Here is a 24,182-nt window from a genome sequence, read left to right as displayed (position 1 = left end):
GCACTTTTGATGGTGCCATGTCCACTGTATCAAAGGGAGCAGCAAACACAACAAAAGGATGGGAGGCTCCATGTCCACGCAAGGCGATACTGCGCCGCAGGGCGGAATGCGGCGGGGGAACGGCACAAGATACGTTCTGCTGGCGGTGCTGGCAGTGGCCTTTTTGGCCACCGGGGGCATATTTGTGCGGCAGAGCGGCCTGTCCCCCATCAATACCGGGATGTACCGCATGCTGTTTTCCATCCCTCTGCTCTGGCCGCTGGCCTATGGCAGGCTTGGGCGGCTCAGCGGCAGGGATGTTGTCCTGCTGCTGTTATCCGGCCTGTTTCTGGCGGGCGACGTAGCCCTGTGGAACACGGCATTCAGCTACACAACAGTTGCCAATGCCAACCTGCTCACCAATCTGACGCCGTTCACGGTCATTCCTGTTTCGTACTTTCTGTTCCACGAGCGGCTGCCGAGGCTGTTCATTCCCGGCGCGGCTGTTACCCTTGCCGGGGTGGTGCTATTGGTGGGGGGCAAGGCCAGCCCTGTGCCGGGCAACTATTTTGGCGATTTTCTGGCACTGGCTGCGGCCTTTTTTTACGCGGGATTTCTGCTTATTGCCTACCGCCTGCGCGACAGGATGGAGAGCAGCGTCATAATGCTTGGCAGTGCCGTTGGCGGACTCGTGGGCCTGTTTTTTGCCTCATGGGCTGTGGAGGGCTTGCAGATTCCGCGAAGCTGGGACGATTTGTGGCCCATACTGGCTCTTACGCTCTGTGTACAGGTGATAGGGCACAACATGCTCACGCATTGTCAGGGCAAGCTCAGCGTCAACCTTTCTGCGGTGATCTGTCTTTGCCAGCCTGCCATTGCGGCTGTGTATTCGTGGGCCATATTTACAGAGAAATTGTCGGGTCTGGAAGTTCTGGGCATAGCGGTGGTGCTGGCAGGCGTCTATATTGTCAAAAGGCAGTACACGCCAAGCAGGGATGAAGCTCCGGGGCAGGGCAAAAGGGCGCTGGCTGGCTGCCCCCTGTGATCGCCCGCTGGCTGGGCAGGCGGTGCAAGCCTGCCGTGGCGGAAGAGCCGTAGACAAAAAATATTTCGGGCCGATGGGGCTGTTCCGGCAGAGATGCGCATTGCGCTGCCGGAACAGCCCCTTTCTTTGTGCTACTGCTGCATGCTGGACATGAGATCCATGAGGTTTTGGGTCTGCCCCGCCAGTTCGGCCACGGCATCCGCAGCTTCGCGCATGGCGGCTGAGGTCTGGCGCGACATTTCGCTTATCTGCGTTATGGCTCGGCTTACTTCATCGCTGGCGGCAGACTGCTGCTCGCTGGCGGCGGCAATGGCGTTGACCTGATCCGCCGTGCCCTCGACCGTGGCCACAATATCGCTCAGGGCCGCACCAGACTGGCTGGCATAGGTGTTGGCTTCTTCAATCTGTCGTGCGGCCCTGTCCACAGAATCCATGCTCTGGGTGGCGCTGGACTGGATAGCCTTGATGGCGTTGGCAACATCATGGGTGGAGGCCATTGTTTTTTCCGCCAGTTTGCGCACTTCATCTGCCACCACGGCGAATCCCCGCCCGGCGTCGCCCGCTCGGGCAGCCTCGATGGCGGCATTAAGCGCCAGCAGGTTGGTCTGGTCGGCTATGTCTGAAATAACGCCCATGATGCGGTTGATGTTTTGCGTATGCCCGTGCAGTTGGGCCATGTCGCCCTTGAGCGTCATGGATGCCTGATGCACCTGATCAATGCTGCGTAGCGAGCGCTTGACGATTTCTGAGCCGTTTTCCGCCTTGGCGCGGGTTTCTGTGGAGGCCTGCGAGGCAACGGACGCATTGCGCGCCACCTCCTGCACTGTGGCATTCATCTGCTGCATGGCAGAAGCCGCCTCGCCCAGCCTGCCCGAGGTTTCCTGCGCGCCCTTGTCTGACTGCTCGATCTGCGCGGCCAGTCGCGCTGTGGCGGCGCTCACTATCCGGGCCACCTCCTGAAGCCTGGCGGCGGCCACCTTCAGGGCTTCGCTTTTGCTTTGGGCCTCCATATTTGCGGCTTCGGTCTGGCGCAGGGCTTCTGTTGCCTTGGCCGATTGTTCCCGCGCCACCAGCGATTCGCGCTGGGCGCTTTCAATGTGAGTTTTCAGCGCCTGCACCATGGCGACTATGGAAGCGTACACGCCAACACTGTCGCTATTCGCGTCGTGAATGTCATAGTCCCCGGCGGCAACACGGCTTGCCACAGCCTGGAGTTCGCCGGGGTCTTTGCCAAGTTGATGCTTTATGGAGCGAGAAAGCACAAGAGAAACGATGATGCTGAAAAATACTGCGGCAGCACTAAGCGCATATGCGCCTTTTACTGCGCTTTCGCCTGTGGAAACTGCCTCGGCAGATACCTGTTTGCTGTCTGACTTGGTAAGTACCATCAGTTCTTCATAGAGTGGCTCAATACTGTTAAATAATGGCGTGTATTTCTTTTCAAATATATTTATTGCCTCTCCACGTTCTTCACATTGCACAAATGCAAGGATTTCTTTGCGTACTGTGTTAAGCTTGCGTGAAATTACATCAATTTTTTCTATAAGTTCCTTTGCAGCAACATGGTGCTGGTCTTCGGATTCACCAACAATGGCAAAATATCTGTCGTGATTTTCCCTGATGGAATCCATGGTGTTGGTGATGTTGGAGGAATAGCGCTCTATCTCTGAGGGCGATGTTTGTGAAATAAGCGCCAATACGTCAGAGCGGATAATCCAGAATTTCAGATGCATTTCCTGAAGTTCTATGAGAGATGGGAGCAAAGATGTATCTATTTCAATGAATCTTTTATTCATTGCAGAAATGTTTTTGATTGATATGCCACTCATCGCAAGCAGAACAAGTGTAATGAAAAAGAATGATAGTCCAAGTTTTACAATCAGTCGCATAGGTTTTCACCTCCTGGGTTTGTGCTACAGGCACTTGCGATGAATGTATAACTTATGCAAAGAGCGTGCTAAATTTTTTCAGTAGTATGAAGGACAAAATATACAACAAAGCGGTGGTTTTTCTGAACCACCGCTTTGTACCTGCCATGCAGTATATGGGGGACACCGCCGCGGGGCGGGATCAATCGTGATTCATGACCGTTGCCAATTGCATGAGGTTGCTGGCTTGGGCTGAAAGGTTGGTTATGGCCTCCGCCGCCTCGCTCATGGCTTCGGACGTTTGGCGCGCCATCTCACTGATTTGCGTGATGGCGCCGCTCACTTCATCGCTTGCGGCAGACTGCTCTTCGCTGGCGGCTGCAATGGCATTGACCTGGTCGGCAGTGCTCTCGACAGTAGCAACAATGTCGGCCAGCGCCGCACCAGACAGGCTGGCATAGGTGTTGGCTCCTTCAATCTGTTTAGCCGCCCTGTCCACAGAATCCATGCTCTGGGCGGCACTGGACTGGATGGCGCTGGCAACGTCTTGGGTGGAGGCCATTGTTTTTTCGGCCAGTTTGCGTACTTCATCAGCAACCACGGCAAATCCTCGCCCGGCCTCTCCCGCGCGGGCGGCCTCAATGGCGGCATTGAGCGCCAGCAGGTTGGTCTGGTCGGCTATGTCTGAAATAACACCCATGATGCGGTTGATGTTCTGCGTATGCTCCCGCAGTAGAGCCATGTCATCCTTGAGCGTCATGGACGCTACGTGCACCTGATCAATACTGTGCAGCGAACGCTTGACGATCTCCGCGCCATTCTCGGCCTTGGCACGGATTTCTGTGGAGGCTTGCGAGGCAATGGACGGGTTGCGCGCCACTTCCTGCACAGTTGCGTTCATCTGCTGCATGGCAGAAGCCGCCTCGCTCAGCCTGCCCGTTGTTTCTTGCGAACCTTTGTCCGACTGCTCGATTTGCGTGGCCAGGCGCGCGGTGGCTGTGCTCACTGCATGAGTCACTTCCTGAAGTTTGGCAGCTGCTGCACGTAGAGTTTCACTCTTGTTTTGGGTTCTGCATTGGCGGCTTCCGTCTGGCGCAGGGCTTCTGTTGCCTTGGCCGACTGCTCTTGTGCCGCCAGAGATTCGCGTTGGGCGTTTTCAATGTGGGTTTTGAGCGCCTGCACCATGGCAATTATTGAGGCGTAGACGCCGCGCTTTGCAGCATCATCGTCAAGGGCATAGTCCCCCTGGGCCACGCGCCTGGCTATGCTGTCCTGTTCTCCTAGGTCTTTGCCAAGCTGGCTATGGACCACCCTGAGCAGAAGCAGAATGACAGCCATGCCAATAAATACAGCAACCAGGAATAACCCTGATGAAAAAATAATTGATTGTTCGCTGACACTGCTGGCGCTTGTAATGGCAATGTTTGCGCCTTCGTTGCTCAGGCTGGCAATCTGTTCATAGAGGTCTGCCAGTCTGAGAAAGGGGGCGCGGCTGTTGGCAAGCAACTGGGCGGCTTCTTCATTTTTTCCGGCTCTGATAAAAGCTAGCAGGTCTTTGCGCATGGTTACAAATTGGCCTGATTGCGCTTCTATCTGGGCTGTTATGTCCACAATAGCCTGTTTGCGGTCTGACGGCGGCATATTTTCAAGGGCGATAGCAAAAGCCTTTTTGCTGTTGCCTATGCGCCGCAGCAGCCCTGTCATATGCGCGCTGTAGTTCTCTATCTCCTTGGGGTCGTGCAGCATTGTAATGGCTGAAAGATCCCCTCTGGAAGAAAACAGCAGGGCATAGGTGCTCTGGATGGATGTGCCTACAGGAATCCAGGTGCTGTTTATGGATGCGATCTCGGCATTCATGCGGGTGAGATTCCTGATGGTCAGGCCGGACGTGATTAACATTATGATAATTATACTTCCGAAAGACAGAATCAGACGTGCTCTCAGGTTCATGGCAGACGATCTCCCCACAGGTGGTGTTGCATGCTATGCACAATGTGGCTGGTCAATGTCAAAAAATGATATGGGGCTTTTGTGGCAATGCATGTTGTATTGGGAACATCTCTGGCAGGTTTTATTGCTGAGTTGATAGTATTATCCCTGTTCATAAACAAAAAAAGCCGACCTGGAGGTCGGCTTTTTTTGCAACGTATGTTGCAACAGGCAAGGATGCCCCTAAATGACTATCGGGCTCGCATTTGCGCAATGAGGCCTGAAAGCCCGTTTGCCTGGGCCGCAAGATCTTCCACCGCCTCAGTGGCTGCACGCATGGCAGAGGCTGTTTGACGGGACATGTCATTGATCTGGTCAATAACGCTTGTGACCTGATCGCTGGCGGCAGACTGCTCCTCGCTGGCAGAAGAGATGGCGGTAACCTGATCGGAGGTGGACTCCACCATCACAACGATATCTGTCAGCGCCTGCCCGGATTGCTGTGCAAAATCATTGGCCTGCTCAATCTGAAGGGCAACGTTGTCCACAGAACCCATACTCTTTGCGGCACTGTCCTGAATGGCCGTGATGGCGTTGGCCACGTCATGGGTGGAAGCCATTGTTTTTTCCGCCAGCTTGCGTACCTCATCAGCTACCACGGCAAAACCGCGCCCGGCGTCGCCCGCGCGGGCAGCTTCAATGGCGGCATTGAGGGCGAGCAGGTTGGTCTGGTCGGCAATATCCGAAATAACGTTCATGATGCGGTTGATGTTTTGCGTATGTTCCCGCAGCTGCGCCATATCATTCTTGGTTGCCAGCGAAACATGGTGCACCTCGCTGATGCTGTGCAAGGAGCGCTTGACGATTTCAGCGCCTTGCTCGGCTTTCTGGCGGGTTTCGAGCGAAGCGGCATTGGCAGCTGCGGCGTTTTGCGCCACCTGATGCACGGTTTTGTTCATCTGTTGAATGGCGCTGGCGGCCTCTGTCAGCCTGAGCGATGTGTCGCATGCGCCCTTGTCAGACTGCTCAATGTGCGCAGCCAGTCGCGTTGAAGCATCGCTCACCACCTGCGCAACCTGCTGGAGGCCAGCAGAAGCTGCGCTCATTGCTTCGGCCTTGCGCTGCGCTTCAAGGCCAGCCGCCTCCGCCTGGCGCAGGGCTTCTTCAGCCCGCAGGGCGCTTTGCCTGGCGTTTTCCGATTCATGGTGCGCCTTCGCCATGTTTTCTTTAAGCGTTTGCGCCATGGAAACCATGTCCGCATACACGCCGGTTTTTGCGCCGCCATCGTCAATATCGTAATCTCCGTTGGCAACCCGGCGGGCTATGACGGCCAGCTCGCCGGGGTCTTTGCCCAGTTGCCGGCCAACAGAACGCGTGAGCATCCAGGTAATGCAGATGCTGATGATAACGGCAGCCAGAGTGATGGCAATGGACATGTTGCGGGTTTTTTGCCCTGCGTCAGTGGCGCTTTGGGCCGCAGCCTTGCTGCCCGTGACGTTCATATGCACGACTTTGCCATAGGTTTCGCCAAGCTCCTGAAACACTGGGCGGTATTTTTTGTCAAAGGCAACGTTTGCCACGCCGCGCCGTCCGTCCAGCACCCCTTTGATAATGCCTTCGCGCGCCTTGCTCTCCTGCTGCGAAAGGTCGGCAATGCGGGCCATAAGGGCCTTGCCTTCCTCGCTTTCCAGGCCGGGGGCGGCGCTGCGAAGTTGCAGATAGGCGGCCTGATCGCGCTGGATGGAATCCATGGAATCCTGAAGATTCTTCTCGTACTTGCGGATTTCGTCGGCGTAGGTTTGCGACATTATTGACGCAAGGTCTGCGCGGAGCGAATTGAGCTGCACATTCATAGACTGGATGGCAGTGACAGAAGGCAGCCATGCCTCGTCAATCTCGCGTACCTTGCCGTTCATTTCGCCCACGTTGTGCATGGTGACGGCAGAAGATACCAGAATGACTGCGATGAGACTGCCGAAAGAGAGCACAAGCTTTGCGCCTAGTTTCATGTGAGGCATCCTCCACGTTCAGCTGAAACTGCCCGTTTGCCTCGGGCAGCGCTGTTGACAGCATAGAGCAGATGAACTTGAACAAGTTTGTTTGTTCGCGCGGATTTTACAAACCGCGCCACGAAATGCTCTGGTGGACCGTAGGGGGGCGGCCCAGAAACTGACAGTCTGGCGGAATGCTTGGATACGCCGAAATTCAGAAGCCCGATTGCCAAGCGTTGCCAGTAGGGGGGAAGCAACGCGATGGGGGAGCAATCAGATGCGGCATGGCGCGGCTTCAGGAACAAGCCGGGCTGGGCCACTGTTTGAATTTACGGAGAACTGGAAAATAAGTTTATAGCAGAGGCAATATGTCTGCGCAAGGTGGTCTGCTGCAATGGCTGAGCGTGATGATTGCCCGCGAGGGGCCAATGCTATGGCTGGCCGACCAGCCAGCAGGCTGTGCTGTGCGCGCCGCTGGCGACTGACGGGGGCATCTCGGCGGCGCAACGCGCAAGGGCTGACTTGCAGCGGGGGTGGAAGGGACACCCCGCAGGCATGTTGGCAAGGGAAGGAACCGATCCTGGAATGGTTGGCAGGCGCTCGAGGCCGCGTGAACGGGCACTGGGCGCGGCGTGCAGCAATCCCTGCGTGTAGGGGTGGCGCGGGTCGGCGAACAGCTCCTGGGCCGGGGCGCATTCCACCAGACGCCCGGCGTACATAACGCCCACCGTATCTGCCATCTGGGCGGCTACGCCGAGATCGTGGGTAATCAGCAGCACGGCCATGCGGCGCTCACGGCAGCGGGCCGCCAGCAGACGCAGAATCTGGCCCTGAATGGTAGCGTCCAGTGCAGTGGTGGGTTCATCAGCCAGCAGCAGGGCTGGCTTGCACGACAATGCCATGGCGATCATGACGCGTTGGCGCATGCCGCCCGAGAGCTGGTGCGGGTAATCGTCATAGCGGCTTTGCGGGGCGGGAATTCCAACTTCGGTCAGCAGCTCTATGGCAGCCTCGCGGGCTTCGGATCGGTTCATGCCCTGATGCAGCCGCAAGGGTTCCGCCACCTGATCGCCGATTTTGAGCACCGGGTTGAGAGATGTCATGGGTTCCTGAAAGATCATACCCACCTGACGGCCGCGCACGGAGCGCATTTCTTTTTCTGAAAGTTCAAGCAGATTCTGACCGTACAGCAGAATACGCCCGTCAAGCACTGCGTTGGGCGGGGTGAGCCGCAAGATGGATTTGGCTGTGAGGCTTTTACCGCAGCCGGATTCACCAACGAGGCAAACTGTTTCCCCCTCATGCAGGCAGAGGTTTGCGCTGCGCACGGCGGGCAGCGGGCCGTCTGCGGTTGCAAAGGTCACAGAGAGGTTTTCCAGTTGCAGGAGGGGGCTTGGGGCTTGGGTAGACGGCTTGTTCATGGGCAGAGCCTACCAGAAGGTGCTGGCAAAAAAAAGCCTTGCGGGCAGGGGCGCTGCGTCAGAAGGGAGGAAGGCAAAAGCAGGGGGAGAGCTTTTGCGGGGCGGGGTGAACCTGTCAGGCTGATTTACGCAAACCCGATGTTTGCACCCTGAATGCGTCAGCATCGGAATTTTGATGCTCACGTACTTGAGTACGCTGCGCTCAAAATCCCGGCGTTTCCTTTTCGGGCCACAAAAAGCGTATTTTGCAAATTCGTCCAACACCAGCCATCGCCTTCGCATCCGCTCCGGCGAGTTTAAGGAAGGCGACTTCACGACCAGCTTTTGATGCGGGCCGGGGTGAATTACGTGTAGGTGTCCAAGTGTCAATGTCAACTGAGACTATTGGCTGAAACGGATTAAGATTCAAAGCGAAAGTGGACTCTGGCATTTACGCGGCGCGGAGGGAGATCACCTGAGCGAGTGCAGCGGGCGAGGGAAGCTCCCGCAGCAAAGACGCGTCGCCCTCGCCGTTTTGTGGAGGCTGAAAACGCAAGGGGGTGTTCCGGGGGGAGTGCAGAGGGGGAAAGAGGGGCCTTGCCCCGAGGGAGTGTTGGCACCGTCAACGCGACCGGAAATCAGGAGTAGGTCGCGGCTTTGCCGCGCCGTAAGCGACTGATTTTCGTGTCTTACCGCCCGGCGACGCAGACGCCGATGGCGGCCCAAAGCCCGTAAAACGGGATTTGGCATCAAAGAGAAGGGGGCGCAGCCCCTAACAGGCCCCCTTTGCCCCACGCCGGGAAGGCGTCCCAAACTCCGCCGAAGGGGCGGAATCCCGTGCCCGAGGGGCAGCAAGCTGCTTAAGCCCCAAGCTGGGGAAGCGAAACCGCGCCACACAGACGGCCCAAACAATCTCAAATAGCAAAAAAGCCCCCGGCGCAGAAACTATATGGTTTCCGCCGGGGGCCTGCATTCTGGCTTATAGCTCAAAGTCTAGTGCAATACCTGCGCCTTGCGGAAATTCACATAGGCCTCGCGCATGGCTATGTAGGGGTCAACAGCTACGGTGTTCAGGTCTTCATACAGGGGCAGCACATCGCCAAGGGCGTTGAACCGCAGGCCGCCGCCAACACCAAGGCCCAGTTCCGTGGGCTGCAGATAGAAAAGCGGGTCGGCAAACAGATCGCCAGCGCGGCCTACAGTGTCGCGCGCAGAGCTTGGGCCAATGATGGGCCAGACAATGTAGAAACCATGCCCAAGTCCCCAGCGTCCGAGCGTCTGACCAAAGTCTTCGCCGGTGGGATCAACGGGCACAATAGTTTTGTGTCCCTTTGCCACATCGGCAAAGCCCGCGCTGGAAGTGGTGTTGATAATAAAGCGCCCAAATTCCACCCCCGCTTCAAAAAAGCGGAACTGCAGAATATTGTTCACAAAACGCACAGGGAACAGAAGGTTGGAAAAGAAATTTTTCAACCCGGAGCGCAACTGGTGCGGCGTAACTGTTTCCCATGCCGTGTAGGCGGGCTTGGCAACATAGAGGAAGAAAATGTCGTTGAAATGGAACCAGAACCTGTTCCATGGTTCAATGGGGTCAGAAATACTCTGGATCGGTTCGTTGTCGTAGTCGTCCAGGGTGTTGTCTGAATTCATGGTCCCGTAGGGCGTTACTGTAATGGCCCCAGGCTGAAGCTGTGGCGCTTTGCCGTACACAGTGGAGGGCGCAGGCGCCTGGCTGGGGGCAGCGCTGGCTGGCGCATGCCACAAGCACAGCAGTGCTGCCAGCAGGAAACCGGGTACATAGAGATGCCCCGGCAGTGTTGGTGAATAGTTACTGGCCATTGCCCTGCCGGACCTCCTGCGCCTTGGCCTTGACCTTTGCAATAAGCTGGTCAGGGGTGCCGGTGTTCAGAATGTCCTGAAACTGGGTGCGATAGTTTTTGACCAGGCTGATATTTTCAATCAGCACGTCATAAACAAGCCAAGAACCGTTTTTGGGGAGCATGCGGTAAGCCACGGGGACTTTTTTCGAGTCCTTCATGGTGATGATTGTGCGCACTTCGGTGCGGTCGCCTTTGGGGGACGAAACTTCGCCAGTGTACACGACCTGTTCGCCATTGTAGCCGTCAATCTTGCTCAGGTAGGTATTCAGGAGCAGTTCGGCAAAGGCATCGCTGAACTGCTGTTGCTGCGTTGGGCTGAATGTACCCCAGCGCGGCCCCACAGTGCGCGAAGAAAATTCTTTGAAATCAAAAATATGCAGGACTTCATCTTCAATCTGCTGGCGCAGCGGGCCGCGCGTTGCAGGATTGACGTAGTCGGGGTTCTTGATGGAGCCGAGGATACGGTTGATGGAAGTCTCCAGCGCCAGCTGCGCAGGAGAACTCGCACTGGCCGCGCCGGGCAGCAGCGCAACTGTCAGCAACGCAAGCAGAAAGCCTGCGGCTATATGGCGTGTGATCGCATGAATGGTCATTGCTATTTGACTCCTCCGAAGGCGTACTTGCCGATGAGGGAACCGAGGTCAACGGCGGATTCCGTTTCAGTAATTGTGTCGCCAGCCGCAAGGATATGCCCCGACCCACCGCGCGAAAGGCTGACGTATTTGTCGCCGATAAGCCCGCTGGTGAGGATGGAGGCGATGCTGTCATCCGAAAGTTTCAGGTCTTTGTCGAGCCGCAGGCGCACTACAGCCTGATTGCGCACCGGGTCCGGGTCAAGGCTAATGCTTACCACGCGGCCCACCGGCACCCCGGCCATTTCAATATCCGCTCCGACCCGCAGGCCGGAAACAGAATCAAAGTTGGCAGAAAGTTCAAAGCCCTGCTGGCTGAAAACTTCCATCTTGCCCAGCTTGATGGTCAGGTAGGCAACGCATACAAGGCCGAACAGGACAAAAAGGCCCACAGCGGTTTCACGAACAGTACTCATAAGGTTCAGGTAGCTCCACAGATAATTCGGCAATAAGATCAAATCTCAGTATAAGTGTGCCATGACAAAGTTTCAAGCCCTACTGTTGAGTAGGTAATCGCGAATCGCTTGGATATCGCAATTTTTATTATGCAGCGGCGCAATTTTTATGACGCCAGCCAACGGTCAAGGGCCTGCCGCACCGCAGGATCGGGCGCTTCGCCCATGGCGGCCTGCGTGTCGCCGGGTTCACGCAACAAAAATTGTCGCAGATACGGGTCATCGTTTGCTTCAAGCTCGGCCAGCGAGCCGGAAAAAAGCGCGCGGCCTTCGCCCAGTACCAGAACATGGTCGGCAATAGCCCGCAGGCTGGCAAGATCGTGGCTGACCACAACCACCGACATGTCGGTATATTGCCTGCGCATGGCGAGCAGCAGTTCGTCCATACGGGCGGCGGTAATGGGGTCAAGGCCGGAGGTCGGCTCATCGCACAGCAGAATGCGCGGTTCGGCCACAATGGCCCGCGCAAGGCCCGCTCGTTTGCGCATGCCGCCGGAAAGCTGGTTGGGATAAAAATCGGCAAAATCTTCAAGGCCAACCATGCGCAGTACGCGCAGGCCCGCCTCGCGAACAAGCTTTTTGGGGAGACTCAGATGCTCCGTGAGGGGCAGGGTGATGTTTTGCACCAGCGACAGAGCGCCCAGCAGCGCGCCATCCTGAAACAGCACGCCCATGTTGCGGCGCATGCGCCGAAATTCTTTTTGCGGCAGGGCAAAGAGGTCTTTGCCGCCTATGTGCACATGGCCAGCCTGCGGGCGCGAAAGGCCGATGATATGGCGCAGCAGGGTGGACTTGCCGCAGCCGGAACCGCCAAGAATTACAGAAACCTTGCCGCCCGGAAGCACCGCATTGACATCGCGCAGAACCACATGTTCGCCGTAGCCCACGCTGAGATCCCGAAATTCAATGTCCCATGCCTGCATGAATACCGCCTGTCGCCTCTGATATGGATTATCGGTTGGAGCAGATTATCATTGAAAATGCGTATCTGCTCTACACTTTTTTGTAAAATTCCCGCTAAAAAATATTTGCAGGGTACATCGGTTTCGCTCGCAAGCAAGTATTTCAACGTGAAAATGCCTTGATGTAGGAGCGCCGTCAGCCGATGGATGGCCTGCGGGCCTTGTGGCGCTTTGGCAGCATAACGCAGGGAGGCAGGAGGAACAAGTGCGGTTGATGCGCCACGCTGCGGGCGCGGTCGGGAGTGGTTTTGCGAGGCTTGGTGGCTGTGCGGGGGAGTGACCCTTTTACAAATGGGTTGCTCCCCCGCCAGACAACTCAACGTGAAAATGCGTTAGTCGGTGGGCATATCGTCGGGGAAGTCCGCGTTGGCATAGACATTCTGAACGTCGTCATTGTCGTCCAGCGCGTCCATGAGGCGCAGAACCTTCATGCCCACTTCGGCGCTCACAGCCACAAGATTCTGCGGAATCATGGCCAGCTCGGCTTCCTGCATGGCAATACCGGCAGCTTCCAGCGCATCTCGCACAGAGGTGAAATCGGCCATGGCGGTGTGGATGGTCCACACGTCGTCATCGTCGATGACATCGTCTGCGCCGGCTTCAAGAGCGGCTTCCATAATTTTGTCTTCGGGGTAGGCTGCCTTGTCCACGGCGATAACGCCCTTGCGGTCAAACATCCAGCCCACGCTGCCGTTTTCACCCATGGCCCCGCCATGCTTGGTGAAAAGGTGACGGACTTCGGCCACGGTGCGGTTTTTGTTGTCAGTGGCAACTTCCACCATGATGGCGATGCCGTTGGGCCCGTAGCCTTCGTAGAAGGTTTCTGTCAGGTCGCCGCCTGCGTCTTCACCCGTACCCTTGCGGATGGCAGCCTCAATCTTGTCCTTGGGCAGATTGACGGCCTTGGCGGCGGCAATGGCCGCGCGCAGGCGGGAGTTGCCCACAGGGTCACCGCCGCCCTTGGCTGCGATGATGATTTCTTTGGCGGCCTTGGTGAAAATCTTGCCGCGCTTGGCGTCCTGGCGACCCTTACGGTGCTGGATATTGGCCCATTTACTGTGACCTGACATAAAACCTCCGAAACCTAGTGTAGAGTATGTTTATATACCCGGCGGCGCGTCGTCGGCAACTTCGTGTGAAGTTTCTCCGGCGGCTTCGCCCGGCACATGCGCCGTTGGGGTAGCGCCCGCCTGACCACGAAAACCAAGGCCGACAAAAAATGTTTCCTTGCTTTCGGCCCGCGAGCTTTTGGGCTTGAACGATTTGACCGCATCAAAAGCCTTGCGCATGGGCGCGAGCAGCTCCTGAATATCTGGCCCCATAAAAATTTTGACCACAAAACTGCCGCCCTTTTTTAGGTGCAGACAGGCTACAGCCAATGCCTCAACCGTAAGCTCAAGCGAACGGGCCTGATCCGTAAAGCGCGTGCCCGTTGTGCGCGGGGCCATGTCGCTGATGACAACGTCAAACGGCCCCAGCTCCTTGAGTTTTGCTTCAAACTCGGCGGAGCGATTGAACACGTCTTCCTGCATGAATGTGACCTGCGGCGGAAACACCGTTTCGGTGCTTTGAATGTCGCAGGCGAGCACAAGTCCACGCGTACCGACCTTTTCCGCAGCGCCCATGGACCACGATCCAGGGGCGGCGCCAAGGTCGAGGACCCGCTGGCCGGGGCGCAGCAGGCGGAACTTGGAGTCCAGCTCCTTGAGCTTGTAGACCGAGCGTGCGGGATAATTCTCGCGCTTGGCCTTTAGAAAATAATGATCACGGTATTCTTTCATGGTAAATTCCAACAGGTAACCATACCCTTTTTTATCGCGCTCGCCAAGTGCGCAGTGCAGCCCTTGGTGGCGGGCCACGCAAATTTGCTGAACTGGTTGACCTTAGAAGTCTATCAGGATATTTTTTTAATAAGTTTTCAGAACCTTTGATCTCGCACACTATCACCAGTAAGGAGAGGCTATGAAACGGATCCTGTTGGCCGCTTGTCTTGCGGGTTGCGCGCTCGCATTTGGAGCGCAGACGGTATTGGCGGAAAGCGTTAAAGTTCCTGTGAACAAGATCAGCGGCGAAGGCGTTGGAGATGCCATCGGATTCGTCGTTTTTGAGGACGACGGCAAAGGCGGTATGGATATAATGGTTGATGTCGTCGGTATCCCTCAGGGTGACCACGGCATGCACGTGCATGAAAATCCTTCGTGCGCGCCCGCGGCCAAGGATGGCGTCAATGTGGCCGGTCTTGCCGCCGGGGGGCATTATGATCCCACCCACGCGGGCAAGCATGAAGGCCCCGGCAAACATGGTCACAAGGGCGATCTGCCCCTTATAACCGCCGATGCGCAGCAAAATGTGAAGGCCAAGTTGCATGTGACTGATCTGACCACAGCCGACATCAAGGGCCGCTCGCTCATGATCCATGCTGGCGGTGACAACTATTCCGACCAGCCAGCCCCTCTTGGCGGCGGGGGCGCGCGTATCGCCTGCGGTGTGATCAAGTAATCGTATGCCTTTTTGCGTTCACGCGGCAAAAAAATTACCTGCTCGCGTGGATGGTTCATGCCTTCCCTTGTGTGGCCCTTGCAGTTCTGGCAATGGCGCGCCATTATCGACGCAAAGTGTGCCAGCCACAGGGGAGAACCTCCATCTGCCGTAATCGGCGTGGAGTTTTGGATTATTCTGCCCCGCTTGCTTGCCGCAGCGGGGCTTTTTAGTTGGTGGGACAGTTTCGCAAGGAGCCGCATTGGCGGAGAAAAATATGGCTGAACAAAGTACACGCCCTCAACGGGTTCGCCTGCCGGATTTTGCGGGGCGGGCCGTGAGCCTGCCCAATGGCCCGGAAGCCTGGATCTGCCGGGGCGAGGGCGATGCCGTGCTCTTGCTCGGCCTGGGGCCAGAATCAGGAGCAAACCTGCCGCAGGTTTTGCCCCTGATTGCCCATGCTTCCGCCATCCACTGGCTGGAATCTCCGCAGGTGGCCCGTGCTCTTGAGGTCTGGAGACAGGAGGCCGGGATTTTGCCCCGCGAAGCGTTGCCCGCCCATTGGCGCGCGGTCACCGCAGAGCAGGCTGTGACTCTGGCCGGGCATTGTCGTTGCTGCATTTACACGCCCGGCTTACGGCTTGACCCTGAATTTTGGGGGCCGTTGCTGGGGCGGGTGGATGGGGCCCTCGCACTTCCTTCACCCGTTGCGCGGGCGAGTGGGCCTCTGAGCGCTGCGGGCCGGGGAAGCATTCATAAAGCGGCAGCGAGCGCACGGGGGCCAGTTCTGCTGCCCGGCAACGATGGGCAACTGCTGCACCAGGAATTACGCACTGCTCTTGCCGAATGCGGTTTCGGCCCGGTGGTGGACGCCCTGCCTCAGCCCGCGTCTGGCATGGTCGGAGCGCAGGCGGGCCGTGAAGATGACTTTTTGGCCCGCTGGCGCACCCTCTTGCAGGGGGGCAAACCTGCGTTGCTGCTCTCGGTAAACCTGCGAGGGCTGGATGCGGACGGGCGCGTTTTTGAACTCTGCCGTGCCCTTGGGATCCCCGTTGCCCTGTGGTTTGTAGACAATCCCTGGCATATTTTGTCAGGCGTGCGGCTGCCCTGGTGGCGGGATGCCCATATTTTTGTGACGGATGCCAGTTTTGCGAACAGCCTTAGAGCATGTGGCGCAGACCGGATTTTTCATCTGCCCCTGGCTGTTGCGCCGCACATGTGGCGCGATCTGCCAGATTTTGCTCCATCTTCCTTAGATATGGAGCCGCCCCTGTTTGTGGGGCGTTCCGCCTTTCCTGAAAAAGAGCGTTTTTTTGCTGCGGCCAGTGTGCCGCAGGCTTTGGAGGCTGAGGCCGGGAGGCTTCTTGAGGCCAGCGCCGGCCCGCAGGATGCGCCGCATTTTTTCTGGTGGCATGACAAACTGGGAGGCTCGTTGTGGCCTGGCTATGATGCGCGACGTCCAGGCCTTGGGGCTGAGCGCTGCGCGCAGGCCAACCGACGGCGCTGGCTCTTGGCCGCAGGGGCGGGCAAGGCCGGGCTGCGCGTCATCGGTGACAATGGCTGGAAGCCCCTCTTGCCCGGCACGGAAATACTGCCGCCAGTGGATTACTACACGGCACTACCCAACGTGTATGCGCGGGCCGAAGCCGTGCTGAACGTAACCAGCCTGCTGTTGCCGCAGAGCCTGAGTCAGCGCCATTTTGACGTCTGGGCCAGTGGCGGGTTGTTGCTCAGTGATGCCACATCTGGCCTTGAAATCTTCCCTGCGGAATTGACCGAACCCATGACTTTGCGCGGGCCGGGCGACTTTATGGTCAAGCGCTTATGGTTTCGGGCGCACCCGCAAGCCGCGTATGATCTGCGGCGGGCATGGCGTGGGCATCTGCGCGCGCAGCACGGCTATGAGCAACGTATTCAGCAGATTATCGAAACTTTTGCCTGACAGGCGGCGGAGGCTGGATGTGCAGGGAAACTGGAGAAAGGCTTGACAAGTCGTGCGGTTTTGCCTATTGCTCATTTCCTGCGTTAAGCTTTCCATTGTGGGGAAGTAGCTCAGCTGGGAGAGCATCGCCTTCGCAAGGCGGGGGTCGAGGGTTCAAATCCCTTCTTCTCCACCACAATATCAAGGGGTTACGGATAATACCGTGGCCCCTTTTTTATGCGTTGCACATGCTTAAAGACTCCGGGTGAACTGTTCGGTTGCGTGTGCACAGCGGCCATATTTCGTGTGGAATCTGTACGCACCAAAATACATTGGCAATCGCGCTGCAAGTTGGATAAAAAGTATGCATTGCCCTTCTGGACTGGAATGGAGAGGGCAGTGCTTCAATAAAAAGCAGAAGAGGGACGTCATGGGCAATTCACTTTCATGCTTCAAGGCCTACGATATCCGGGGCCGTGTGCCGGGTGTTCTCAATGCGCCGCTGGCCCGCGCGCTGGGCCGGGCTGTTGTTGAAATACTGGGCGCAAAAAGCGTTGTGATTGGTCGTGATGCCCGGCTTTCCGGCCCCGAACTGCGTGATGCGCTGGCCCGGGGCTTGCGTGAGGCTGGGGCGCAGGTGACGGACATAGGCATGTGCGGCACGGAAGAAATCTATTATGCCGCCGCCAACCAGCCCTTTGGCGCGGGCGTCATGATCACGGGCAGCCACAATCCGGCGGACGAAAACGGCTTCAAGCTGGTGCGCGGCGGGGCCATACCCATAAGCGGCGATTCCGGCCTGTTTGCCCTGCGCGACCGTGTGGAGGCCATTCTTGCCGAGAGCTGCGACATAGCCGAGCCCCTTGAAGCATCCCCTCTGCACCATGCCTCGTTCCGAGCCGATTATGTGGCCTGGCTGCTGGAATACAGCGGTGCGGGGCAACTTGCCCCAGTTGCTGCCCGCAAACCCCTGAAGATCGTGGCTGATGCGGGTAATGGCTGCGCCGGACTGGTGCTGGATGATCTGATGGCCGCGTTGCCCTTTGAATTTGTTTGCCGACAAATGCAACCTGACGGAGCGTTTCCCGATGGCGTGCCCAACCCCCTACTGCCGGAGCGCCGTGCGGCTACAGCCGCTGCCGTGCGCGAATCTGGCGCGGACATGGGCGTAGCCTGGGACGGCGATTTTGACCGCTGTTTTTTTTATGACGCGGACGGCAATTTTATTGAAGGTTACTACTGCATAGGCCTGCTGGCGCAGGAGTTGCTGCGGCGTGTACCTGGCGGAAAGGTGGTGCATGACACCAGAGTGTACTGGAACACCCGCGAGGTGGTGCAGGCCGCAGGCGGCCAGCCCGTAATGGGCAAGACCGGACACGCCTTCATGAAGGAACGCATGCGCGCCGAAGATGCCGTGTATGGCGGCGAGATGAGCGCGCATCATTATTTTCGCGATTTTGCGTACTGCGATTCGGGTATGCTGCCCTGGCTGCTGGTGGCCTCGTTGCTGCACCGCACAGGCAAGCCCCTTGCCGCGCTGGTGGCAGAACGCATGGCGGCCTATCCGTGCAGCGGTGAAATCAACCGCCGAGTGCAGGATGCACCCGCTCTCATGCGGCAGGTGAGGGATCGTTATGCGGCTTCAGCTCTGCACGAAGACAGCATGGACGGCCTTAATCTGGAATTTGCCGAGTGGCGTTTCAATCTGCGCATGTCCAATACCGAACCCCTGCTTCGCCTGAATGTGGAGAGCAGGGGGAATCCTGCGCTGATGGAAGAAAAAACGGCTGAAATACTGCGGTTTCTGGAAGAACAGGGCGGGGCCGTACCTGCCTGAGGAACTCGTTGGCGGCTCTGCCGCGTACGGATGCGCCGCTTGTTTGCGGGCGGTTGATGGCGTAGCATGGAATCGTAGGCCCTGCTGGCTGTATGTCTGGTCGGTGTCCCAACATTGATGCAATGGTGAGGAAATTCATGCAGAAGATTGCCCCAGTGATTCTGTGCGGCGGTAGTGGCACACGTTTGTGGCCGCTTTCGCGCGAGACGTACCCAAAGCAGTTTGTGGATTTGGGCGGCGGGAAAACGCTTTTCAAGAATACCGTGTTGCGGGCGCAGCGCACGCCGGACAGTATGGAGCCTGTTATCGTATGCAATGAGGCTCACCGCTTTTATGTGACCGCAGAACTCTACGAATGCGGCGTCTATGGCAAAATCCTGCTGGAACCCGCGCCGCGCAATACCGCTCCGGCTATTGCCCTGGCGGCCTTCGCACTACAGGAAGACGGCGCAGACCCGCTCATGTTGGTGTTGCCCTCTGACCATGCCATTGGCGATGAAGATGCATTTTTTGACGGCGTAAAGCGTGCGGCGGCCTTGGCGGAGCAGGGGCGTATTGTCACCTTTGGCATAGCCCCCACCGGCCCGGAAACCGGCTTTGGCTACATCGAACAGGGCGAGCCCCTTGGGGCCAACGGCTACAGGGTTGCCCGGTTTGTGGAAAAACCCGATGCGGAGAAAGCCACGGGCATGCTGGCCAGAGGCGGCTATTCGTGGAACAGCGGCATGTTTTTGCTGCGAGCTTCAGTGTATCTGAACGAGCTGGAACGATTTACTCCTCAGATATATGCCGCCTGCAATGCCGCCTGGAAGGGCCGCAAGGATGATCAGGCATTTTCTCGCCCTGACAGTGAGGCATTCCTTTCCTCCCCGTCTGATTCCATAGACTATGCGGTTATGGAGCAAACGGATCTGGCGGCTGTAGTGACGCTGGGCGTCAGCTGGAGCGACCTTGGCTCGTGGGAAGCCTTTTATCAGATAGGGCAGCAGGACGACTCCGGCAACGTATGTTCCGGCGATGTCATGACCGAGGGTGCCGAAGACTGCTATTTGAATGCCAACCACAGGCTACTGACGGCTATTGGCGTGAGCGGGCTTGTGGTGGTGGAGACGCAGGATGCCGTGCTTGTTGCGCCGCGAGACCGTGTGCAGGACGTCAAAAAGATTGTTGGCCGCCTGCAAAGCGCACAGCGGCCCGAATGCAGGCAACATCCCCTGGTGTACCGGCCGTGGGGCAGCTATGAAACCCTTGTCATGGATGGGCGGTTTCAGGTCAAGCGCATCATTGTGAACCCCGGCGCCGAGCTTTCGTTGCAGATGCACCACCACCGCGCCGAGCACTGGGTTGTGGTGAGCGGCACTGCGGAGGTGACAAACGGCGATCTGGTCAAGCTCTTTACGGAAAACCAGTCGACCTACATACCTGTCGGCACCATGCATCGCTTGAAAAATCCGGGAGTTATCCCTCTGGTGCTTATAGAAATCCAGTCCGGCTCCTACCTGGGGGAGGACGATATCGTGCGTTTTGCCGATGTGTACGGGCGGGAAGGGTAGCTCTGCTGCTCTGTATTGCTACGGTACGACCGCTTCGACCAGTGGACAATGGTAGCCTTGCAAGGTATTTTACCCGCCTCCCTGCTGGCAGCAGGGAGATTCAGCCCTCGTAGCTTCACCATTAAAAAGACAATATACTGAAATTATGAAAAAAGCGCTTATAACCGGCATTACCGGGCAGGATGGGGCTTACCTCGCGGAGTTTCTGTTGCAGAAGGGCTACGAGGTGCATGGCATCAAAAGGCGCGCCTCGTTGTTCAACACCGACCGCATTGACCACTTGTATGAAGACCCGCATGCCAATCGGCGGCACTTTGTCTTGCACTACGGAGACCTGAGCGACTCCAGCAATCTGGTGCGCCTCATGCAGGAAGTGAAGCCGGACGAAGTGTATAATCTGGCGGCGCAGAGCCATGTGCAGGTTTCTTTTGAGTCCCCCGAATACACTGCGGATGTGGACGCCCTCGGAACCTTGCGCCTGCTCGAGGCCATTCGCATTGCCGGGCTCACGGAAACCACACGCTTTTATCAGGCCTCGACCTCTGAACTTTTCGGGCTGGTGCAGGAAGTGCCGCAGACGGAAAAAACACCGTTTTATCCGCGCTCTCCCTATGCTTGCGCCAAACTTTACGCCTACTGGATTACGGTCAACTACCGCGAAGCTTACGGCATGTATGCCTGCAACGGCATTCTTTTTAACCACGAATCACCCATCCGTGGTGAAACCTTTGTGACCCGCAAGATCACCCGTGCCATGTCGCGCATGGTGCTTGGCCTGCAGGATTGCCTGTACCTTGGCAACATGGACGCCAAGCGCGACTGGGGCCACGCGCGTGATTACGTTGAAATGCAGTGGCTTATGTTGCAGCAGGAACAGCCTGATGATTTTGTGATAGCCACCGGACGGCAGTTTTCCGTGCGCGACTTTGTCAATGCCGCAGCCGCAGAGCTTGGCGTCTGCCTCAGCTGGCAGGGCACTGGCGTAGAAGAAACCGGCACCGTAACAAGCGTTGACGTGAGCCGCTTGCAGCAGGTTGCTGGCAACCGTCAGGGGCAGGAATGCCATCTCAAACCCGGCGATGTTATTGTGCGCGTTGATCCGCGCTATTTCCGCCCCACCGAAGTGGAAACCCTGCTGGGGCAACCGGCCAAGGCCAAGGAAAAGCTGGGTTGGGAGCCGAAAACCTCCTTTGAAGACATGGTTGCCGAAATGGCGCGCGAAGACCTTGCCCTGAGCATGCGCGATGCCGTGTGCAAAGTGGCAGGCTTTAAAACCTTCAGCCACAACGAGTAAGGCAATGCGCAAAGATGCTCTGGTCTATGTGGCGGGCCACAGGGGGCTTGTAGGCAGCGCCCTGTGTCGTGCCTTGACGCGTTCTGGCTATGAGCGGCAGCTCACACGCACGCATGCAGAACTGGATCTGTGCGATCAGGCAGGGGTGCGGGCTTTTTTTGCCCAGCACAGACCTGACGTGGTGATTCTGGCCGCTGCCAAGGTGGGGGGCATCCACGCCAATGCCACGTACCCCGCAGAGTTCATTTACCAGAACCTGCAAATCCAGAACAACGTCATCGACTGCGCATACCGCAACGGCTGCAAAAAACTGCTGTTTCTTGGGTCGTCGTGCATTTACCCCAAGCTGTGCCCGCAGCCCATCAAGGAAGAGTACTTGCTGACAGGGCCGCTGGAACCAACCAACGACGCCTACGCCCTGGCCAAAATCTCGGGCATCAAGATGTGCCAGGCCTATCGCAAACAGTATGGTTTTGACGCCATCAGCGCCATGCCCACCAATCTGTATGGCCCTGGCGACAACTATCACCCGGAAAACAGCCATGTGATTCCTGGGCTTATCCGCCGTTTTCATGAAGCAAAAGAACGCGGAGCCTCAGAGGTTGCCATTTGGGGGACAGGCAAAGCCCTGCGCGAATTTCTGCATGTGGACGACATGGCGGAAGCCTGCGTATTTTTGCTTGAAAACTATTCTGACTTTGAGCATGTGAATGTGGGCAGCGGAGTGGAACACTCCATTCTGGAAACAGCCCGCCTGATTGCCAAGGTTGTGGGCTTTAACGGCGACATCGTTACCGACCCTTCAAAGCCGGACGGCACCCCCCGCAAGCTGATGGATTCTGGCAAGCTGTTCGCTACGGGGTGGAAGCCACGCTTCGATTTGAAAGCTGGCCTGTGTGATGCCTATAAAAATTTTTTGCAAAATCAGCATAAACGGGGCTACTAACGCTTATGTCTCAAGAACTTGTCATCGAAGCAGGGCGTAGCGAGCGCCAGTATTGGAAAGATTTGTGGCACTATCGCGAACTCTTTCTCATTTTGACATGGCGGGATGTGGCCGTACAATACAAGCAGACCGTAGTGGGCGTATTGTGGGCAGTCTTACGCCCATTGTTGACTATGGCGGCCTTTACATTTGTATTTGCCAAAGTGGCCAAGCTGCCTTCTGAAGGGGGAGCCCCCTATCCTTTGATGGTTTTTACGGCCATGCTGCCGTGGCAATTATTCAGTTCGGCCATAGCAACCTCTGCCAACAGTTTGGTGGCGAACAGCAATCTTGTGGCCAAAGTCTATTTTCCCAGAATTATCGTGCCAGCGGCAACCATGGGCGTTGCAATGACGGACTTCGTCATCTCTTTTGCTCTGCTGAGCGCCATGATGTTTTGGTATCAGTATGTTCCGTCGATACAGTTTTTTGCAGTTATACCGCTGACCGTGCTGGCGGCCATTGTGGCTCTTGGGCCTGGGCTTATTCTATGTGCGCTCAACGTGACCTACCGCGACTTTCGCATCATCGTCCCCTTTATCACACAGTTTGGGTTGTACCTTTCACCTGTCGGCTTTTCCTCAAGTATAGTGCCCGAAAAATGGCGTCTACTCTATGAATGCAACCCCATGGTTGGCGTCATTGATGGATTTCGCTGGGCTGTTTTGGGTTCGATCGCATTTCCCCAGCGCGCCTTGCTTATCAGTGTTGGCTGCGCGCTTTTCTTCCTGTTTTGCGGTATTAAGATATTCCGCAAGGCAGAGCGCACCTTTGCCGACGTGATTTAGAAGGTGTCCTCCTCCCCGCGTTTACGTCTTAAAAAGATACTGGCAAGTCTCAATCTGGGACAATTCAATCTCGCGCCTACGGATTTGGATGTTTTTTTGGAAAGTCAAAAACTCCATTATTGTACTTTCTTGTTTGTTAACAACTTTAGCTAACAGATCAGCCATTTCATTAAAAGTGTGCACACTTCTTCCAATGGGGAGACCAGACTCGTTGAAAAATATAAAATGTTCATTATCTAAAAAAATCGCTGGGTTATTGTACTGAAAAATTTCAAAAAAAGCACCGCTTTGGGCATATTGGTATGAGTTCTTAGGGTAACAATATAGCAAAATGTCAATGTCTTGCATCTCTTTTGAGATGCGCTCCCTAGGAATAAACTCTGCATCATAGATTGGTTGTACATTTTTTGCTGCATAAAGCGTATTCTCTGGAACGCCTCGAGAAAAGTATTTCAGTGTATAATTTGTACAGTTTTTTTCTTTAAGGAGCGTGTCAATTATTCTTGCATTATTTGCGCTGTCACCCGAACCAATTATTCCTAGTCGAACATTGTCATGTGTAAAAATTTCACTTTTTACATCGATCACTAAGGGGTGCAATAGTGCAGTTACGGGCAGTTTTGAAAATTCTGCATTTTTTGACAATTGCTTTTGGATGAATGGTGACAATACTACATACTGTATATGACTATTGCTTCCCCGTAAAAGCGCATACTTAAAATATTGCAGCCATCTAATTTCGCGTTTTTTTGTTATTCCCCATAAAAATGAGCGGCATGCATATTCTAGTATGCTATGTACAAAAACAACAAAGGAAACTTGAGAACAACGTTTCTTTTGAAGCAACTTTAATACTAAAAGATTGACCGTGTGTGATGAAAGAAAGACACAATGTTTAATATTCTTTAATGTTAATAGCTCGAATATTTTTTTGTAAAAACTGTATGTCTGAAAAAAACATTGCAAAGAAAAATCAACTGTGGGTATATCAACAGGGGAAAAAATAATATTTTCAAAAGAAATGTTAACTTGCCCAAGGCATCGTTTCACTGCTTCCACATGGCTGGGAGCTGCGATGAAAAAAATCTTTTTTTGAGGAAATGTTTTGCATAACAATATGAGAAATCCAGCATTGCACATTTCATGCGCGCCGTCATTACATTGGGGTTCGCATACAGCAATCAC

At 56.1% G+C, this 24,182-nt stretch carries 20 protein-coding genes and 1 tRNA gene; 9 read left to right on the top strand and 12 right to left on the bottom strand.

The features are described from left to right. Positions 1–70 precede the first annotated feature (70 nt). Positions 71–1,024, top strand: a complete 954-nt coding sequence (locus QZ383_RS05770; RefSeq protein WP_291443817.1) for a DMT family transporter — start codon at positions 71–73, stop codon at positions 1,022–1,024. 131 nt (positions 1,025–1,155) lie between these two features. On the opposite strand, the gene QZ383_RS05765 is transcribed toward QZ383_RS05770, so the two are convergent. The 11 genes from QZ383_RS05765 to QZ383_RS05715 form a co-directional block, all read right to left on the bottom strand. Continuing rightward, positions 1,156–2,913: a methyl-accepting chemotaxis protein gene (locus QZ383_RS05765; protein WP_291443816.1), complete on the bottom strand. Its 1,758-nt coding sequence runs from the start codon at positions 2,911–2,913 to the stop codon at positions 1,156–1,158. A 181-nt stretch (positions 2,914–3,094) separates the two neighbouring features. Then, complete coding sequence (locus QZ383_RS05760) at positions 3,095–3,898, bottom strand: methyl-accepting chemotaxis protein (protein WP_291443815.1); 804 nt, start codon at positions 3,896–3,898, stop codon at positions 3,095–3,097. Positions 3,899–3,906: 8 nt separating this feature from the next. Next, the gene (locus QZ383_RS05755) at positions 3,907–4,842 is read right to left on the bottom strand and encodes an MCP four helix bundle domain-containing protein (RefSeq protein WP_291443814.1); all 936 of its coding nucleotides are present in this window, start codon (positions 4,840–4,842) and stop codon (positions 3,907–3,909) included. Between the two features lie 230 nt (positions 4,843–5,072). Further along, on the bottom strand, positions 5,073–6,830 hold the full coding sequence (locus QZ383_RS05750; RefSeq protein ID WP_291443813.1) for a methyl-accepting chemotaxis protein: 1,758 nt from the start codon (positions 6,828–6,830) through the stop codon (positions 5,073–5,075). Between the two features lie 413 nt (positions 6,831–7,243). Further along, positions 7,244–8,233 (bottom strand): ABC transporter ATP-binding protein, encoded by a 990-nt coding sequence (locus QZ383_RS05745; protein ID WP_291443812.1) that lies wholly within the window; start codon positions 8,231–8,233, stop codon positions 7,244–7,246. A 972-nt stretch (positions 8,234–9,205) separates the two neighbouring features. Continuing rightward, on the bottom strand, positions 9,206–10,051 hold the full coding sequence (locus QZ383_RS05740; RefSeq protein WP_291443811.1) for a VacJ family lipoprotein: 846 nt from the start codon (positions 10,049–10,051) through the stop codon (positions 9,206–9,208). Next, the gene (locus QZ383_RS05735; RefSeq protein ID WP_291443809.1) at positions 10,041–10,685 is read right to left on the bottom strand and encodes an ABC transporter substrate-binding protein; all 645 of its coding nucleotides are present in this window, start codon (positions 10,683–10,685) and stop codon (positions 10,041–10,043) included. Before QZ383_RS05735 ends, QZ383_RS05740 begins: the two co-directional genes overlap by 11 nt. 2 nt (positions 10,686–10,687) lie before the next feature. Then, positions 10,688–11,140, bottom strand: a complete 453-nt coding sequence (gene mlaD, locus QZ383_RS05730; protein ID WP_192113690.1) for an outer membrane lipid asymmetry maintenance protein MlaD — start codon at positions 11,138–11,140, stop codon at positions 10,688–10,690. 146 nt (positions 11,141–11,286) lie between these two features. Further along, on the bottom strand, positions 11,287–12,102 hold the full coding sequence (locus QZ383_RS05725) for an ATP-binding cassette domain-containing protein (RefSeq protein ID WP_291443808.1): 816 nt from the start codon (positions 12,100–12,102) through the stop codon (positions 11,287–11,289). 371 nt (positions 12,103–12,473) lie between these two features. Continuing rightward, complete coding sequence (locus QZ383_RS05720) at positions 12,474–13,211, bottom strand: YebC/PmpR family DNA-binding transcriptional regulator (protein ID WP_192113692.1); 738 nt, start codon at positions 13,209–13,211, stop codon at positions 12,474–12,476. A 30-nt stretch (positions 13,212–13,241) separates the two neighbouring features. Further along, the gene (locus tag QZ383_RS05715; RefSeq protein WP_291443805.1) at positions 13,242–13,922 is read right to left on the bottom strand and encodes an RlmE family RNA methyltransferase; all 681 of its coding nucleotides are present in this window, start codon (positions 13,920–13,922) and stop codon (positions 13,242–13,244) included. A gap of 181 nt (positions 13,923–14,103) precedes the next feature. On the opposite strand from QZ383_RS05715, the gene QZ383_RS05710 reads away from it, so the two are divergent. From QZ383_RS05710 to QZ383_RS05675, 8 genes are all read left to right on the top strand, one after another. Then, positions 14,104–14,640 carry a superoxide dismutase family protein gene (locus QZ383_RS05710; protein ID WP_291443803.1) on the top strand — a complete coding sequence of 179 codons (537 nt, stop codon included), beginning with the start codon at positions 14,104–14,106 and terminating at the stop codon, positions 14,638–14,640. A 256-nt stretch (positions 14,641–14,896) separates the two neighbouring features. Then, positions 14,897–16,561 (top strand): DUF3880 domain-containing protein, encoded by a 1,665-nt coding sequence (locus tag QZ383_RS05705; protein ID WP_291443801.1) that lies wholly within the window; start codon positions 14,897–14,899, stop codon positions 16,559–16,561. 99 nt (positions 16,562–16,660) lie between these two features. Beyond that, a tRNA-Ala gene (locus QZ383_RS05700) sits at positions 16,661–16,736 on the top strand. Positions 16,737–16,970: 234 nt separating this feature from the next. Then, complete coding sequence (locus QZ383_RS05695) at positions 16,971–18,377, top strand: phosphomannomutase (protein WP_291443799.1); 1,407 nt, start codon at positions 16,971–16,973, stop codon at positions 18,375–18,377. Between the two features lie 137 nt (positions 18,378–18,514). Next, entirely contained in the window at positions 18,515–19,930 is a 1,416-nt protein-coding gene (locus QZ383_RS05690) for a mannose-1-phosphate guanylyltransferase/mannose-6-phosphate isomerase (protein WP_291443797.1), read from the top strand. 145 nt (positions 19,931–20,075) lie between these two features. Next, the gene (gmd, locus tag QZ383_RS05685) at positions 20,076–21,224 is read left to right on the top strand and encodes a GDP-mannose 4,6-dehydratase (RefSeq protein WP_291443795.1); all 1,149 of its coding nucleotides are present in this window, start codon (positions 20,076–20,078) and stop codon (positions 21,222–21,224) included. Between the two features lie 4 nt (positions 21,225–21,228). Further along, positions 21,229–22,170, top strand: coding sequence for a GDP-L-fucose synthase (locus tag QZ383_RS05680; protein ID WP_291443793.1), 942 nt, complete (start codon positions 21,229–21,231; stop codon positions 22,168–22,170). Between the two features lie 5 nt (positions 22,171–22,175). Continuing rightward, positions 22,176–22,997 carry an ABC transporter permease gene (locus QZ383_RS05675; RefSeq protein WP_291443791.1) on the top strand — a complete coding sequence of 274 codons (822 nt, stop codon included), beginning with the start codon at positions 22,176–22,178 and terminating at the stop codon, positions 22,995–22,997. Positions 22,998–23,018: 21 nt separating this feature from the next. On the opposite strand, the gene QZ383_RS05670 is transcribed toward QZ383_RS05675, so the two are convergent. Continuing rightward, positions 23,019–24,182, bottom strand: a complete 1,164-nt coding sequence (locus QZ383_RS05670; RefSeq protein WP_291443789.1) for a hypothetical protein — start codon at positions 24,180–24,182, stop codon at positions 23,019–23,021.

This window comes from Desulfovibrio sp., assembly GCF_019422935.1.
Lineage (GTDB): Bacteria > Desulfobacterota > Desulfovibrionia > Desulfovibrionales > Desulfovibrionaceae > Desulfovibrio.
This window is presented reverse-complemented; position numbering and strand designations above follow the sequence as displayed.